Origin of the sequence: Streptomyces cynarae, from assembly GCF_025642135.1 — a bacterium.
GTDB lineage: Bacteria > Actinomycetota > Actinomycetes > Streptomycetales > Streptomycetaceae > Streptomyces > Streptomyces cynarae.
In genome coordinates this window covers 8,283,620-8,299,333 of sequence record NZ_CP106793.1, presented here as the reverse complement: position 1 = coordinate 8,299,333, position 15,714 = coordinate 8,283,620, and the positions used below count along the sequence as shown (strand labels likewise).

At 71.0% G+C, this 15,714-nt stretch carries 14 protein-coding genes and 1 pseudogene; 6 read left to right on the top strand and 9 right to left on the bottom strand.

Annotated elements, in window-relative coordinates:
- Window positions 1–72: 72 nt before the first annotated feature.
- Both N8I84_RS37475 and N8I84_RS37470 read right to left on the bottom strand, forming a co-directional pair.
- Window positions 73–1,530 (bottom strand): aldehyde dehydrogenase family protein, encoded by a 1,458-nt coding sequence (locus N8I84_RS37475; RefSeq protein ID WP_263233952.1) that lies wholly within the window; start codon window positions 1,528–1,530, stop codon window positions 73–75.
- A gap of 122 nt (window positions 1,531–1,652) precedes the next feature.
- Entirely contained in the window at window positions 1,653–1,946 is a 294-nt protein-coding gene (locus tag N8I84_RS37470; RefSeq protein WP_263233951.1) for a hypothetical protein, read from the bottom strand.
- Window positions 1,947–2,126: 180 nt separating this feature from the next.
- Here N8I84_RS37470 and N8I84_RS37465 point away from each other — a divergent pair, with 180 nt between their 5' ends.
- The 4 genes from N8I84_RS37465 (at window position 2,127) to N8I84_RS37450 (ending at window position 4,224) form a co-directional block, all read left to right on the top strand.
- Window positions 2,127–2,492 (top strand): nuclear transport factor 2 family protein, encoded by a 366-nt coding sequence (locus tag N8I84_RS37465; RefSeq protein WP_263233950.1) that lies wholly within the window; start codon window positions 2,127–2,129, stop codon window positions 2,490–2,492.
- Between the two features lie 90 nt (window positions 2,493–2,582).
- Window positions 2,583–3,263, top strand: coding sequence for a nitrile hydratase subunit beta (nthB, locus tag N8I84_RS37460; RefSeq protein WP_263233949.1), 681 nt, complete (start codon window positions 2,583–2,585; stop codon window positions 3,261–3,263).
- On the top strand, window positions 3,260–3,859 hold the full coding sequence (nthA, locus tag N8I84_RS37455; RefSeq protein ID WP_263233948.1) for a nitrile hydratase subunit alpha: 600 nt from the start codon (window positions 3,260–3,262) through the stop codon (window positions 3,857–3,859). The genes nthB and nthA overlap by 4 nt, the downstream gene beginning before the upstream one ends.
- Entirely contained in the window at window positions 3,856–4,224 is a 369-nt protein-coding gene (locus N8I84_RS37450; protein WP_263233946.1) for a nitrile hydratase accessory protein, read from the top strand. Before nthA ends, N8I84_RS37450 begins: the two co-directional genes overlap by 4 nt.
- Window positions 4,225–4,366: 142 nt before the next feature.
- Here N8I84_RS37450 and N8I84_RS37445 read toward each other — a convergent pair whose 3' ends face one another.
- Window positions 4,367–5,026 (bottom strand): TetR/AcrR family transcriptional regulator, encoded by a 660-nt coding sequence (locus N8I84_RS37445; RefSeq protein ID WP_263233945.1) that lies wholly within the window; start codon window positions 5,024–5,026, stop codon window positions 4,367–4,369.
- A gap of 154 nt (window positions 5,027–5,180) precedes the next feature.
- Here N8I84_RS37445 and N8I84_RS37440 point away from each other — a divergent pair, with 154 nt between their 5' ends.
- Window positions 5,181–6,431: a YncE family protein gene (locus N8I84_RS37440; protein WP_263233944.1), complete on the top strand. Its 1,251-nt coding sequence runs from the start codon at window positions 5,181–5,183 to the stop codon at window positions 6,429–6,431.
- Here N8I84_RS37440 and N8I84_RS37435 read toward each other — a convergent pair.
- Complete coding sequence (locus N8I84_RS37435) at window positions 6,424–8,292, bottom strand: cellulase family glycosylhydrolase (RefSeq protein ID WP_390898994.1); 1,869 nt, start codon at window positions 8,290–8,292, stop codon at window positions 6,424–6,426. The two genes, N8I84_RS37440 and N8I84_RS37435, sit on opposite strands and share 8 nt — an antisense overlap.
- A 69-nt stretch (window positions 8,293–8,361) precedes the next feature.
- Window positions 8,362–10,374, bottom strand: coding sequence for an elongation factor G (locus N8I84_RS37430; RefSeq protein ID WP_263233942.1), 2,013 nt, complete (start codon window positions 10,372–10,374; stop codon window positions 8,362–8,364).
- 92 nt (window positions 10,375–10,466) lie between these two features.
- Between N8I84_RS37430 and N8I84_RS37425 the strand changes: the two genes are divergently transcribed.
- The gene (locus N8I84_RS37425; protein WP_263228084.1) at window positions 10,467–10,802 is read left to right on the top strand and encodes an ankyrin repeat domain-containing protein; all 336 of its coding nucleotides are present in this window, start codon (window positions 10,467–10,469) and stop codon (window positions 10,800–10,802) included.
- On the opposite strand, the gene N8I84_RS37420 is transcribed toward N8I84_RS37425, so the two are convergent.
- The 4 genes and pseudogenes from N8I84_RS37420 to N8I84_RS37405 form a co-directional block, all read right to left on the bottom strand.
- A protein-coding gene (locus N8I84_RS37420; protein ID WP_263235014.1) for an IS5 family transposase occupies window positions 10,774–11,572 on the bottom strand; the annotation gives its coding sequence in 2 pieces (ribosomal slippage) (window positions 10,774–11,233 and window positions 11,232–11,572; 801 coding nt in all). The genes N8I84_RS37425 and N8I84_RS37420 overlap by 29 nt on opposite strands.
- Window positions 11,573–11,742: 170 nt before the next feature.
- Window positions 11,743–12,657 (bottom strand): aminoglycoside phosphotransferase family protein, encoded by a 915-nt coding sequence (locus N8I84_RS37415; RefSeq protein ID WP_263233941.1) that lies wholly within the window; start codon window positions 12,655–12,657, stop codon window positions 11,743–11,745.
- A gap of 25 nt (window positions 12,658–12,682) precedes the next feature.
- Complete coding sequence (locus N8I84_RS37410) at window positions 12,683–13,198, bottom strand: metallophosphoesterase family protein (protein WP_263233940.1); 516 nt, start codon at window positions 13,196–13,198, stop codon at window positions 12,683–12,685.
- Between the two features lie 21 nt (window positions 13,199–13,219).
- Window positions 13,220–15,641: pseudogene (locus tag N8I84_RS37405) on the bottom strand (SpoIIE family protein phosphatase).
- Window positions 15,642–15,714: the final 73 nt, after the last annotated feature.

The window sequence follows — 15,714 nt, the reverse complement described above, 5'->3', positions numbered from 1 at the left end:
TCGTCCGAGGACATGGGCCTGCCCCGGCGTGCGGGGCAGGTCGGGGCAGGCGAGGAGCGACGGTGAGCGAGATCAGAAGGGGTAGTGGGCGTGCTGGGTGGCGATGGTGACCCAGCGGGTGTTGGAGAATGCCTCGATGCCCCAGCGTCCGCCGAAGCGGCCGTAACCGGAGGCTTTCACTCCACCGAAGGGCGCGTGCGGTTCGTCGGCCACCGACTGGTCGTTGATGTGCACGATGCCGGTGCGCACCCGGCGTGCGACGGCCAGCCCGTGGGTGGCGTTCTCGGTGATGATGCCGCAGGTCAGCCCGTTCTCGGTGTCGTTGGCGAGGTCGGCCGCGATGTCGTCGTCGGCGAATGTCTGCAGCACGCACACCGGGCCGAACGACTCGGCGTGGTACAGGTCCGCATCCTTCCCCACACCGGTGAGGACGGTCGCCGGGTGCACCGCGCCCTCGGGCTCCCCTCCGACGAGGACCTCGGCCCCCTTGGCCACCGCGTCCCGCACCAGGCCGGCCACCCGCTGCGCGGCCGACGGGCTGACCAGCGGCCCGACCACGGTCTGCGGATGCGCCGGATCGCCTGCCCGCAGCGAGGCCGCCTTGGCGGTGAACTTCTCCGTGAACTCCTCGGCGAGGGACTCGTGGACGAGGATCCGGTCCCCGGACATGCAGATCTGCCCGGCGTTCATGAACACGCTGAAGGTGACCGCGTCGACGGCGTAGTCCACGTCGGCGTCGTCCAGCACGATGACCGCGTTCTTGCCGCCCAGCTCGAGGACGGAGGGCTTGAGGTGACGCGCGGCCAGTTCACCGATGATCCGGCCCACGCCCGTCGAGCCGGTGAAGTTGACCGCCCGCACCCGCTCGTCGCCGATCAGGGCCTCGGCGATCTCGGCCGCGTCCTCGCGGTCGTTGGTGACCACGTTCAGAACGCCGTCCGGCAGGCCGGCCTCGCGCAGCACGTCCGCGACCAGCAGCCCACAGGCGATCGGCGCGTCCTCACTGGGCTTGACGACCACCGTGTTGCCCGCGGCGAGCGGCGCCGCAACGGCCCGTACGCCGAGGATGACCGGCGCGTTCCACGGGGCGAACGCGGCCACCACGCCCAGCGGTTCACGCACGGCGAGTCCGAGCGCGCCCGCTTCCTGGGCGTTGAGGACCTCGCCGCGCGGGGCGGTGATCGCGGCGGCCGCCTCGCGCAGGATGTTCGCGGCGAGGGCCACGTTGAAGTAGGCCCAGGGCCGGGTGCCGCCCGCCTCGTACGCCATGATCTCGGCCACCTGTTCGCCACGGGCGTCCAGCAGGTCGGCCGCCTTGAGGAAGATCGCGCGACGGGCGAAGGGTGCGAGGGCCGCCCAGGCGGGGAAGGCCGCGTCAGCCGCGTCCACCGCGCGTCGGACGTCCTCCGGCCCGGCGGCCGCCACCGTGGCGTAGACATCACCGGTGTAGGGGTTGACGTCGGCCGTGGTGCGGCCGGACGCGGCGGGCACGTCCTTGCCGCCGATGAACAGTTCGCGGGAGAAGGGCACGGCGGTTCCTCTGTTCGCGTAGTGAAATCGTATTCACTGATCCCCCGCGATGCTCCGGCGGACCCAGGGGAAAGTCAAGGCCCCCGGCCGTCGACGACCGGGGGCCCTGCGCAGTCGCCGCGCTACTGGACGGCCGGAAGCAGCCCCGTGACGGGTGCGGCCAGATCGGTGGCCTGGTGGAGCTGGTTGATGTCGCGCAGGTGGTTCATGCCGGCCAGTTGGCCGGACAGCCGCGGAATCTCGTTCCGGTGCTCCGCGGGGACCCCGCTGCGGGCCAGTGAGTCGAGCACGGTGACCGGGTTGAGCCTGCCGGCGTCCGGAGTGCCTGCGGTCGCCGCGGTGGCCGGCGGCGCGCCGAGACCGGCTGCGCCCACGGCGAGACCGACCGCGGCGACGATGCGTCGTGTTGAGAACATGCCTTCAGCAACGGCACCCCGCGGCTCGCGGTCACGGGCCCCGGCGCCGCTCACCCGAGAGGCGCACCGGCCCCGGCGCGTTTGCCGGTGCCGCGCGCCGGGGAGGCTCGAAGCAGAGGCCCTCGAGCGGCCCGCCGCTCGCCGGGCCGCGGCCTTCCGAGGAGGTCGAAGGAGGTCACCATGGGCACCGCGGCAGGCGCCGGCTTCGACACGGAGGCTCTGCGCCGGGGCATCGAAGGAGAAGACACGACGGCTCTGCTGTCGCTGTACGCGGACGACGCGGAGATACGCGTCGTCGACCGCAACACCCAGCCCAGCCACCCCAAGGTCCTGCACGGCCGGGACCAGATCAGCGAGATGCTCAGCGACGTCTACAGCCGCGACATGACCCACCACCTGGACCAGTGCGTCGTCCAGGGCGACCATGTCGCGTTCACCGAGTCCTGCGAGTACCCGGACGGCGTGCGGGTGCTGGCCAGTTCGATGGCGTCGCTGCGGAACGGCAGGATCACCGAGCAGGTCCTCGTCCAGGCCTGGGACGAGTAGGCGGATCACGGCCACCTGTGGCCGCGCGGCGGCGGAGTGCGACGAGGACCCGCTGGTCCTTGCCGCACCGGACACGCGAGAGGTGATGCCATGGATGGTGTCGCGGACATGGGCGGTACCTCCGGATGGGGCCCGGTTCACCCGCCGAGGCGGGATGAACCGGTCTTCGAGAAGCCCTGGCAGGGCCGGGCGTTCGCGTTGGCGCTCGTCTCCAGCCGCATCGCGTGCGGCGGCTACAACCCGGACGCCTTCCGGCACGCGCACGAGCGCCTGGACCGAGCCGCCTACCTGGACGAGGGCTACTTCGGGCGCTGGCTCAACGGCGCGGAGCTGATGCTCACCGAGAGCGCCGCCCTGGCGGCGGGCGCGATCGACGCCCGCGCCCGCAACCTGCGCGGCGAACACGTGGAGGAGCCACCGGTCCCCGCCCCTCGACCCGACTACAGGCCGACCGCCGCGCCGGTCGGCGCGGGCTCGCTGCGCTCCGTGGACACCGCGCCGGCCTTCGCTGTCGGCGAGCGTGTGCGCGCCAAGGACATGTCACCGCCCGGGCACACCAGACTCGCGCGGTATCTGCGGGGCCACACCGGAGTCGTCGAGCGCATTCAGCCCGCTTCCGTGCTGCCGGACACCAACGCCCACTTCCAGGGCGAGAACCCCCAGCACGTCTACTCGGTGCGATTCGACGCGCGCGAGCTGTGGGGCGAGGACGCAGAACCCTTCACACTCACCGCAGAGCTGTTCGAGAGCTACCTGGAGAAATCCTCATGACCGCCACCGGCGGAGCGGGCGAGCGCCTGCCCGCGTCCCTGCGCACCGAGGCACTCGAGCAACTGCTCACCGAGCGGGGCCTGATCGACCCGGAGGTGGTGGACGGGATCATCACCACCTACGAGACCAACGTGGGCCCGCTCAACGGCGCCAAGGTCATCGCCAAGGCCTGGACCGACCCGGAGTACCGGCGGCGGCTGCTCGATGACGGCACCGCGGCCATCAAGGAGTTGGGCTTCTCCGGATCTCAGGGCGAGCACATCGTCGTGGTGGAGAACACCGCGACCACCCACCACGTGGTGGTGTGCACGCTGTGCTCCTGCTACCCCTGGCCGGTGCTCGGGCTGCCGCCGAGCTGGTACAAGGACCCCTCCTACCGTGCGCGCGTGGTGAAGGAGCCGCGCACAGTGCTGGCCGAGATGGGACTCGAACTCGACGACGACGTGCAGATCATCGTCCACGACTCCACCAGTGAAGTCCGCTGGCTGGTGCTGCCCGAGCGGCCGGCCGGCACCGAGCACCTGTCCGAGGAGGAGCTCGTGCCCCTGGTGACGCGGGACGCGATGGTCGGGGTGGCCAAGGTGACGGCACCATGAGCGCACCGCTGGACATCGAGGGGCCGGCCGCACCACCGCGCTCCAACGGCGAGTTGGTGTTCGCCGAGCCGTGGGAGAGCCGCGCCTTCGGCATGGCCGTCAGCTTGTACGAGGCGGGCGCTTTCACCTGGCCGGAATTCCAAGCCGCGCTGATCGCCCGCATCAGAGCATGGGAGACCACATCGGCGCCGAAGGAGTCCTACCACTACTACCGCCTCTGGCTGGCCGCCCTGGAGGACGTGCTCGTCCGCCGGTGCGCGGTGTCCACCGACGAGGTCACCGCACGGACCCGATCCCTGGCGCGACGCCCCTCGGGCCACGACCACCGGGACGATCCTGTCACCGGCCGGGCAGACGTTCCGTGATCTCCTGCAGCAGCCGGCCGTTGCCGTCCGGATCGCTGAAAGCGGCGTACATCCGGCCGGTGACCGCGCCGATCGGCCGCAGCCCCTTCGCGTCGGCGGAACGCGCACCGGATTCCGGCGGGTTCTCGAGGGAGCGGTGGGCTCAGGCGTCCGGCGGCCAGCCCGGTGGGCGCAGGATGGCCAGGAGTTGGCGGACCAGTTCCTCCACGATCTCGTCCAGGGTCGCGTCCACCCAGCCGGCTCGCCAGTCGTGGAGCAGTCCGTTGACACTGCCGATGAACGCGGTGGCCGCGAGCCGGTAGTCGCGCGGTGCCGCCTCACCGCGCGCGGCCGCCCGGGCCGCCTCCGCACGGATGAAGTCCACCCAGCGGGAGCGGCGTTCGAGCCGCTGCTCCTCAAGGCGGGGGCTGACGCCGATGATCTCGACGAAGGCGATACGGATCCGGCGCGGGTCGGAGGTGACGTTGGCCGCGTACGCCCGGAACACCGCGGCGGCGCGCTCGGCGAGCGGCAGGTCGCCGGCCTCGGCGAGGGCGGCGACCGCGGCCTGTTCCGCCCAGTCGTTGACCTGGAGGTGCAGCGCGGCCAGCACGTCCTCCAAGGTGTGGAACTCCTCGTAGAACTGCCGTGTCGACAGCCCCGCCGCCTCGCTCAGCGCGGCCACCGTGGTGGACCGGTAGCCGGGGCCGGCGCCGAACAGCTGGAGTCCGGCCTCCAGGAACCGCCGGCGTCGCTCGGCCTGCCGCTCCTCGGCCGTCCTGCCGCCGTACCGGCCCGTCGGCTGCTTGAGCCTGCCCGCCACCTGCTCCCCCTCGCCGTTCGATGATCCGTTCGCCTGTCGCTCAATTTTGTCGTGCGCGGAGTCTTGTGAAGAGGGTCGCCCCTTCCTTACTTTCCAGTAAGTCACTTTGAACTCAAGCGTGTTCAGACTTCCACCCCAAGACAGGGACCCCACCATGCCTGTTCTCAGATCCCGGCACCTCTTCTCCCTGGCCGCCGCTCTCGCCCTGACCACGGGCGGCACCGCGACGGCCGCCGCCGCGCAGGACTCCTCCGCCGCGCTGCGCGAGGTGATGTTCGTGGGCAACAACTGGGACGGCACCGCCGATGTCATCAAGTCCAGCGGCGACTTCGCGAGGATCGGCCGCATCAACGTGATCCCCGACAAGGAGGCGCGCCTGAAGGAGATCAACGCCGATCCCATCAAGTGGATCTACTTCATGGCCATCCGCAACAGCGTGGGCGAGGGCCACGACCAGTTCGTGGACGACATGTACTCCACGCCCGACGGCAGGTCGATGGTCGTCTCCCGGCCGAGCTTCGCGGACGTCGTCTCCATCGACCTCGCCACCAGGAAGATCAACTGGCGTTTCCCCGTGGCGGGTTACCGAGCCGACCACATGGCGGTCTCCCCCGACGGCACACGGGTCGCCGTCTCCGCATCCACCGCCAACAAGGTGCAGGTGCTGGACATCAACACCGGTAAGGAACTGGGTGAGTTCGCCACCGGTGACAAGCCGCACGAGAACATCTTCACCAAGGACGGCAAGTACATCTGGAACATGGCGATCGGCGACGTCAACACCTCGCTCGACGACCCGTCCCTGGACTGGACGAAGGGCGACCGACACATCACGGTCGTGGACGCCACCACCTTCAAACAGGTCAAGATCATCGACATGCGCGACCGGCTGGACGCGATCGGGCTCAAGGACTTCTCCGACGCGGTCCGGCCGGCCGTCTTCACCCCCGACGAGTCGAAGCTCTACTTCCAGGTGTCGTTCTTCAACGGCTTCCTGGAGTACGACGTGGCCACCGACAAGATCACCCGGGTGAAGACCCTGCCGAAGAACCCGGCGACCAGCGAGGACCGTACGACGTGGGTCAACGACTCCCGCCACCACGGCATCTCGATGAACCCGGCGGGCACCAAGCTGTGCGTCGCGGGCACGATGGACGACTACGCGACCGTGGTGGACCGCGCCACCCTCCAGGAGGGCCCGCTCGTCACCGCCTCCAAGCCCTACTGGGCCACGGTGAGCGGTGACGGCAAGGACTGCATCATCTCGGAGAGCGGCGCCGACCAGGTCACCGCGATCGACTTCGCGACGGGCCAGAAGGTGGTCTCGGTCCCGGTCGGAGACCACCCGCAGCGGGTGCGCCTCGCGCACGTCCCCGCCGACTGGACCGGCCCGTCCGCTAACTGAACTCCTTCGCCGCCCACGCCGCGAGCTCCGTCCGCGCCGCGCTCAGCAGGGACGCGGACGGAGCCGTGGCCCCGTTCGTGACCAGCGCGTAGTGCACGGCGCCCGTGCCGGAGGCGGTCAGCAGGAGCCGTTTGCCGCCCGTGCCGCCCGCCTCGTTCGCCACGGCGACCGGGGTGGACCTGGTGTAGGCGGGCAGCCCCGCGGTGGTACCGAGGTCGGAGACCACGGTGGTGGACGCGGCCGGGAAGGAGGCCGGCAGGTGCAGTTCCGTCGGCGCCGCCGATCCGTTCGAGCGCCACACCAGCAGGCCGTACTGCCCCGAGCCCACCAGTCGCGCCACGTTCGGCAGCGAGCTCGGCACCGGGTTCCAGGTCAGGGTCGTCGAGCCGTCCCGGGAGCGGTCCTCGTAGGTGAAGGCCACCGCTGTGCCTGCGGTCGCGCTCGGGTAGAGCCGGTCCAGCAACCGGGCGTCCTGGCGCAGCACCGGGGTGCCCGAGTCGTCGAGGGCGACGGCGGAGAGGTCCTCGTCGTTCCAGGCGTCACCGGAGGTGAGGACCTTGTCGGGGTTGCCGTTCATCAGCTCGTGGTGGCGGCCGTTGTAGAGGTCCCACTGCCACTGCGTGCCGGACAGCACCGGGCCGGAGTCCGCCGGGTCCGACCACCAGCTCGCGCCCTTCACCCGCGAGTCGAGCGCCTGGTACATCGCCTTCAGCACGGTCGGCGCCTTGTCGGCGACGGAGCCGGACAGCGGGTGGCCGAACTCGCTGACGATCGCGGACGTGCCCAGGGCGCCGGCCCGGTCGCGCACCGTGCCGAAGTCCGTCGCGTACTGCCCGTCGCCCGCCTTGCCCCACATGAGGATGCCGGAGATGGCCTTCTGGTCGTAGAAGTGGGTGTTGAAGACGTACCGGGGGCCGATCGTGGCGGCGTCGAGGAGTCCGCCCTCCTGCTTCTGGCTGGAGATGTCGGCGTTCCAGAACAGGTTGGGCTCCACGAAGGCGGGCTTGTCCCGCCAGCCTGCCGCGTCCATCCGTGCGCGGAACCGGGCGTAGAACGGCCAGAGGACGTCCCGTTCCCAGGTGCGGCTGGTCTGGCCGGAGTCGTAGGTGCCGGCGTAGGGCTCGTTGAACGGGTCGAAGCCGACGACGCCCGCGAACTCGTCGCCGGACAGGTGCTGTCCGATGTACTCCATGGTCTTCTGCGCGGTGGCGAGGAAGGCGTCCTGAACCCCGTACGCGTTGTGCCAGAAGTCGTACGACGCCTTCGTCACCGCCTGGTTCTGGGTGATGTTCTGGCCCCAGAACAGGCAGATCCCGCAGGACTCGGCGGGGTGGTTCCCGGCTTCCACGGCCCACTTGGGGGCGCCGTCGCCGGTGTACCAGCTGCCCCGGTTGAAGAGATGGCGGGAGTAGAGGTCCTGGTGGAAGTCGGGGTAGACGCGGATGCCGGCGTCGAGGAACGCGCGCATCTGGTCGGTGACGGCGGCGAGGTAGGCGGTGTCCACCTGGCCGCGCACCGGCTCGGCGTGGGCCCAGGAGAGCAGGAAGCGGACCGTGTTGCCGCCGCCGAGGGTGCGCAGGGCGGTCGCCGACTTCCGGGCATCGGCGACGGAGGAGAACGGCAGGCCGCCGTTCTCCTCCAGTTTGGTCTCGCCGGAGACGTTGTAGCCGCGCAGCACGACCTCGCGGCCGAGGCCGTCGGTGAAGCGGCCGCCCTGGACGGTGAGGGTGGCGGACGCCTGGGCGTCGAACCAGAGGGAGTCGGGAAGGGAGTCGGCGGCCGCGGGCCGTGCGCCCGGCGCCGCCAGGAGGCCGGTGAGAGCCACGAGAACGCCGCACAGACGCACACGTAACTTTGCCATGCACATTACACTCGGGGCGATTTACGACCTATGTCAACACCCGTGCATCCTGCGGTGCGTTCGCCGCGTTCAGGACGGCACGCCCGCCGCACGCCCCGGCACCCTCCGCATCAGCCGCAGCAGGTACTCCTCCCGGTCGAGCGGGTTGTTGTCCGTGCGCGGGCGGCTCGGTACCGCGCCACCGGTCACCGGGGCGTAGTGGTCGAACGCGGACTCCAGCTCGCCCTCGCCGCGGGTGAGCCCCGGCAGCGTCTGCTCCAGCTCGTGCACCTGGGCAGCCGGCACCCGGCCCTCGAGAACACAGGTGCGTCCGCGCAGCGACGTGGTCCCCGGGACCGCGCGCAACCGGGTGAGAACCGGCAGCAGCGCGCCGAGCGTGTCCGCCGGGGCCTCGATCCGGAAGCGGTGCATCGGCTCGTACACCCGGGTGGCCGCCCGCCGGAGCGCGGTCACCACGACCAGCGGGGTCAGGCCCCGGAAGTCCGCGCCCGTACTCGACATGCTCTTGTCGAAGCCCTGGTGGGCGTGGCTCTGCCGCGGGGAGTAGCCCGAGTGCGTCATGGTGACCGTGCAGTCGGTCACCTGCCAGCCGTGCAGGCCCTGTGCGAGGGTCTCGTTCACCGTGTCCTCCACCGCCTTGAAAAAGGCGTACGGCATCGAACCGAGCTCCACCTCCAGACGGAACGTGACGCCCGAGCCGACCGGGGCGGGGTCGATACGCAGACCCACGGTGGCCAGGAAGGGGTTGGGCTCCTTCTTGTTGAACTCGACCGCCGCGCCCGTGCCGACGGGCCGTTCGACACACAGCGGCGTCGTCTCGCGGAAGGTGACGGCAAGTCCGTACTCCCCGGCCAGGGTCGCCTGGATGACCTCCTTCTGGACCTCGCCGTACAACGAGACGGAGATCTCCTGGCGGAGCTCGTCCTGCCGCAGCGCGATGAGCGGGTCCTGTTCGGCGAGTTGGGTGAGCGCGAGGTGCAGCGCTCCCCCGTCGCGCGGGCGGGCGGGGACGACGACGGTCTCCAGGGTGGGCGGCGAGAAGTGGTGCCCCGGCGGCTCCGCGCGCGGCGCCTCGCCGAAGGTGTCGCCGATACGGACGTCGGTCAGGCCCCACAGCTTGCCGATGCGGCCCGCCGTCACCGATGCCACGCGGTCCGCTCCGCCCCGGTCGAAGACGCTGATCGCGGTGACCTTGCCCTCTCGTCCGTCCCGGAACACCAGCCGGTCACGGGTCCGCAGGGTCCCCGAGAACACCCGCGCGTACGCGATCTTCTCCCCCGCCGGTCCCCGCTCGACCTTGAAGACGGTGCCGGAGGCAGGCCCCTCGGTGTCGCCGTCGGCGGCCGGCAGCAGTTCCGTGAGACCGCCGATCAGCTCGCGGACACCCGCTCCCGTGATCGCCGAACCGAAGAACACGGGGTGCACCAGGGCGCGCCGGGTCTGCTCGACGAGGGCGCGACGCAGCCGCTCGTAGGACACCGCGTCCTCGACGTACGCGGCCAGCAGCCCCTCGTCGTGCTCGGCGAGGACGTCGAGCAGCCGCGCGGTGAACGCGGTGCCGTGGATGTCGTACGGCACCACGTGCGCATCGCGTGTGCCGAGTCCGTACGGCCGTCCCATCGGGACCACCGACGGGGTGAGGCGCTCGGCCAGGGCGGTGAGAGTCCGGCCGTCGTGCGCGCCGCCGCGGTCGATCTTGTTGACGAAGACGAGGGTGGGGATCCGCAGCCGTCGCAGGGTGCGCATCAGGATGCGCGTCTGGGCCTGGACGCCCTCCACCGCGGAGACGACGAGCACCGCGCCGTCGAGCACACCCAGCACCCGCTCGACCTCGGCGATGAAGTCGGGGTGGCCGGGGGTGTCGATCAGGTTGACGGTGACGTCGTCGAGCGTGAACGAGACGACGGCGGACTTGATGGTGATGCCGCGCTGTCTCTCCAGCGCGAGGGTATCGGTCTGGGTGCTGCCGTCGTCGACGCTGCCGATCTCGTCGATCACTCCGGCGGCGTGCAGCAGCCGCTCGGTGAGGCTTGTCTTACCCGCGTCTACGTGCGCGAGGATTCCCAGGTTCAGCGTGGGCACAGAGCGTCATGTCCTTAGACGTCATCTCAATTGGTGGCTGATGGCGTAGATAGTTGCTGGCAGGCGTGCCGTGGGGACGGTTGAATGTCGTCGTGAGCGACCACTGGACACCCGCGCATCACGCGGTCGAGCAGGAGGATGCTGAGGCCTTGGCCCGGTTGCTGGCCGCTGGTTCCGATCCCGATGAGGTCTTCAGCAACATGACGCTGCTGACGCACGCGATCGATGTCGAGGGTGATGGCTCTCTGCAGAGCGGGCAGCCGTTGACTGTGCACACCACGGCCGTGCTGCTTGCCTTCGGGGCTGATCCGGAGCTCGCAGACCCAGACGGCCGCACCCCCATGGACATGGCCAATCACCACGGCCACGACCTGGCCGTGAAACTGCTGCAGGCCCACATCAGCAGACAAGCCGCCGATAACAGATGAGGGTGCAGGCGATGCTCGTGAAGGCGAGGAAGTGCTCGGCCTTACGCTCATAGCGGCGGTGGAGGCGGCGGCAGCCGGCGAGCCAGGACATGGTGCGCTCGATGGTCCAGCGGTGGCGGCCGAGTCGCTGCGAGGTCTCGATCCCCTTGCGGGCGATGCGGTGCTTGATGCCGCGCTCTCGTAACCATCGCCGCAGGTGAGGATAGTCGTAGCCCTTGTCTGCGTGGAGCTTGTCCGGCCTGCGTCGCCGCCGCCCGCGGCGGGAGCGGATCGGTGGTATGCCCTTCACCAGGGGAATCAGTGCCTGGCTGTCGTGCAGGTTCGCCCCGGAGATTCCGACGGACAGGGGCAGACCCGTCCGCTCGGTGATCAAATGGATCTTCGATCCGTACTTGCCCCGATCAACAGGATTCGGGCCTGTCAGGTCCCCCTTTCAGGGCCCGCATGTTCACCGAGTCGATCGCGCAGCGGGACCAGTCCAACTCGCCGCGGGAGCCGAGCTCGTCGAGGACCAGGCGGTGGAGCTTGGCCCACACCCTGGCCTGCGTCCACTCGGCAAAACGGCGGTGAGCCGTCGCCCCCGACGGACCGAACGACGCAGCGGGCAACTGCTGCCACGTGCAGCCCGACGTGGCCACGAACACGATCGCGGCCAGCACTTCACGGTCGCCATGCCGGCGGCGGCCACCGCCCTGAGGCCGCGAAGGGGCGTCAGGCACCACCCGCTGGAACAACTCCCACAATTCGTCCGGCACCAGCCGCTCAACAATCCTCACCACGACCCACAGCCTACCGATGCCACCAATTGAGATGACGTCTTAGGGAGGGTGCTGGTTCCTTGCTGGGTGGACATGAACGCTGTGCGCATGGGGGCTCCTCGGTTTCGACGACTCTGTCCCGTGCAGTCCAGCAGGACCGCGACGGTGACGGCAACGGATTTTCAGGCGCGCTCACTCCTGTGGTCGGCGATGAGCTGCTCCAGATGGTGCAGGGCGGTGCGCACCCTGGACGGGTCCTGCTGGAAGTAGGGGTCGTCCGGCACCGGCAGGGAGCCCGCGAGGGCCCAGCCCCGGCCACGGGCCCAGGTCGCGTCATCGACGTCGAGCGCCTTGCGGAAGTCGCCGCGCACCTCGTCCGGCAGGAACTTCCAGGCGGCGAGCAGGTCGACCGCCGGGTCACCGACGGCGAGGGTGCCGAAGTCGATGACCGCGCTCAGCCGGCCGTCCACGGCGAGGAGGTTGCCGACGGCGAGGTCGCCGTGGACCCAGACGGGCGGCCGGTGCCAGGCGGGTGCGGCGAGGGCCGCCTCCCAGACCTCCGTCACCGCGTCGGCGTCGATCAGACCGGACCGCTCGAGCGCCTCGATCTTGGGCCGCACCCGTGCCTCGGACGCGAGCGAGTCCCGCTCGTCGCCCATCGGCACGCCCCGGAAGGCGTTGCTCTGCTCGGGAGCGGGTCCGCCCGTCGGGTCGATCCCCTGAAGCGCGGTCAGGAACGCCGCCAGTTCGAGCGCGGTACGGCGGGGGTCGGCGAGTCCTTCCGGGGTGGCCGTCTCGCCGTCCAGCCAGCGGTAGACGGACCACGGGTAGGGGTACCCCTCGCCCGGCTCTCCCTTGGCGACGGGTTCGCTGACGGGCAGCGGCAGATGGGGCGCGAGCCGGGGCAGCCAGGTCTGCTCCCGCTCGACCTGACCGGCCCAGTGCGGGTAGCGCGGGAGGCGTACGGACAGCTCCTCCCCGAGGCGGAACGTCGCGTTGTCCATGCCTGAGGCCGGGACCGGGGCGATCGGGAGGCGGGCCCACTGCGGGAACTGGGCCGCCAGCAGACGGCGTACGAGGTCGGTATCGATCAGCACCGACCCATCTCACCCAAACGGGTTGTCAGGACTCCAGTGATTTTCCGCGGGGCAGCCGGTGCAGCCGGACGTCCGTCAGTTCGCCGCCGGTCACGGTGGCCGTCATGTACGTGCAGTCGGGCTGGCGGCGGCGGTCGGTCGGGGAGCCGGGGTTGAGCAGGCGCAGGCCGGTGTCCGTGGTGGTGTCCCAGGGGATGTGGCTGTGGCCGAACACCAGCACGTCGAGGTCGGGGAACCGGTCGGCACAGCGGCGTTCCCGGCCCTGGGCGGGTCCCGTCTCGTGGACGACGCCGAGGCGCAGGCCGTCGAGGTCGGCGCGGGCCACTTCCGGGAGCCGGGCGCGCAGGGCCGGGCCGTCGTTGTTGCCGTACACGCCGATCAGCCGGGCGGACCGGCTCCGCAGCAGGTCGAGCGTGGCGACGTCCACCCAGTCGCCGGCGTGGATCACGACATCGGCGCGCGGGAGTTCGGCGAGCAGCGGCGCGGGCAGTGCCTTCGCGCGCTTGGGGAGGTGGGTGTCGGACATCATGAGCAGACGCACGACACCAGGGTGTCATCCGGGTCAGGTCTGCGCGTCGGCAGGTGAGTGCTCCAGGACGATGTCCGCCCACACCTGCTTGCCGCCGCTGACCGGGAGTGTCCCCCACGTGTCGGACATGGCTTCGACGAGCAGGATGCCACGTCCGCCCGTCGCCTCCCAGCCGATGCTCGTCGGCTTGACGGGCGTGCGCGGAGAGGAGTCCGCGACCGCGACGCGCAGCCGGTGGTTGGACAGGGTGAGGTCGAGCCGGACCTGGCCGTCGGTGTGGACGAGGGCGTTGGTGACGAGTTCGGAGACGACGAGGAGCGCCGTGTCGGTCTCCTCGGGCACGCCCCAGGACCGCAGGGTGCGTCGGGTGAAGCGGCGGGCGTGCCGGACCGCTTCGGGAACGCGCCACACCGTCCAGCTCTCACGCAGCGGGAGCATCGCCATGCCGTCGTAGCGCACGAGGAGCAGCGCCACGTCGTCGCTGCGGTTGGCCTCGGCGAGCAGCGCGTCGGCGACGAGTCCGAGGTGCGCGGGGTCGGCGGCGGACAGCTCGCCGGCGATCCGCGCGAGGCCGTCCTCGATGTCGACTTCGGCCGACTCGACCAGGCCGTCCGTGGTGAGGGCGACGACCGTGCCGGGCTGCAGCCGGAGCGGGCTCATCGGGTAGTCGGCCTGGGTGACGACCCCGAGGGGCGGTCCGCCCTCCGACTCGGTGATCTCGGTACTGCCGTCCGGGTGGCGCAGCAGCGGCGGGAGGTGCCCCGCGCGGACGCACCAGGCGGTGCCCTGCTCCATGTCGACGTCGACGTAGCAGCAGGTCGCGAAGAGGTCGGACTCCATGTCCACGAGGAGCCGGTTGGCGTGCGAGACGACGACGTCAGGGGGGTGGCCCTCGGCCGCGTACGCGCGCAGCGCCGTCCGCATCTGGCCCATCAGCGTGGCCGCTCCGGCGCTGTGGCCCTGGACGTCGCCGATGACGAGGGCGACGTGGTTGTCGGGCAGCGGGATCACGTCGTACCAGTCGCCGCCGAGTTCCAGACCGGCGGTGGTGGGCAGGTAGCGGGCGACGGCGACGGCTCCGGGCAGCGCGGGCAGGCGACGCGGCAGGAGGGCGCGCTGGAGCATGCCGATCAGCTCGTGCTCGGCGTCGAAGGCGTGGGCACGCATCAGCGCCTGCCCGGCGAGACCGGCGACGGCGGTGAGCAGGGCGCGCTCGTCGGGGCCGAAGTCGTGCGGGCTGTCCCAGCCGACGAGGCAGGCGCCGCCATGCGCCCGCCGGCGGGCAGCGGCAGCACGGCGAGACCGCCGGGGCCGACCTCGGCGAGCGCGGGTTCCAGGGGGTGCCGGCGGGCCAGATCGCGGCGCGGCCTTCCCTGAGCGCCGTGGCGAGGGTCGGCATGGCGCGGACGGGCGCGTCCGGCCACTCCGAGCGCCACTCGGTGCGCCACAGCTCCGGCCAGGCCTCCGGTTCGGGCGGGTCCAGGACGGTGACGACGAGGCGGTCGGACTCCAGCTCGGCGAGGGCGATGCGGTCCGCCCGCAGAGGGCCCCGCAGGGCGGTGACCACGGCCCTGCTGACGTCGCGCACGGTGCCGGCGGTGGCGAGGGCGGCCGCGAGCCGCTGGATGCGGGTGACGTCGCTGACGCCGGGGCGCAGTTGGGACGCGTCGGTGACCGTCCCGACGAGCCGGACCGGGTGTCCCTCCCCGGCGGGCTGCAGGCGCCCGCGCAGCCGCAGCCACCTCGGCTCGCCGGAGGGCTGGAGGATGCGGAACTCCAGTTCGCGGTCGCCGATGGACATGTGGTCGGCCTCGACGACGGACATCACGGAGGGCAGGTCCTCCGGAACGGTCCGGGCGAGCAGGGTCTCGACACGGCCGTCGAACTCGCCGGTGTCGATGCCGAACAGCCCCAGCATCTCGTCGTCGACCTGCACACGGCCGCTGTCCATGTCGAGCGTGAAGGAGCTGCCGGGCAGCCCACCGGTGTCGGCCGCGCCCGGAGGCGGGCAGGTGACGGCCTCGGCGAAGAGCTCCAGACACGCGCGGTCGTCGGTGTCGAAGCCGTCCGGGCCGTCGCTGACGGCGGCCAGGCATCCCCCGCCGCGCAGCGGCAGGACTCCCAGGGAGAAGTCTCCGGCGGGCATCCGGCGCGCGTCGGCGCAGCGGCCGATGTCCTCGGGGGTGAGCCACCGGGTCTGCCCGGAGCGGTGCACCTCGGCGGCGGGACTCGAGCCGGAGAGGGAGTAGACGTCACGCAGCCCGTACAGCGCCCGCGGCACGCCGGCCGACTCGGTGAGGGTCAGCTGGTCGCCGCCCTCTTCCGGGCTGTAGACGACGGCGAGGGTGGCTCCGGTGAAGACGAGCACTTGTTCGAGCACGCGTCGCAGGCGCTCGCGCGGGTCGAGGTCCGCCGCGAGCGTCTTGAGGGCAAGTTCCGCGCGCAGCGTTCTCATTCTGCGTCCCGCAGTGCCCTCACTGCCCACTCTGCAATTAGAGCGCGTCCCGGGCGCTCGCGCAGCCCCTGTG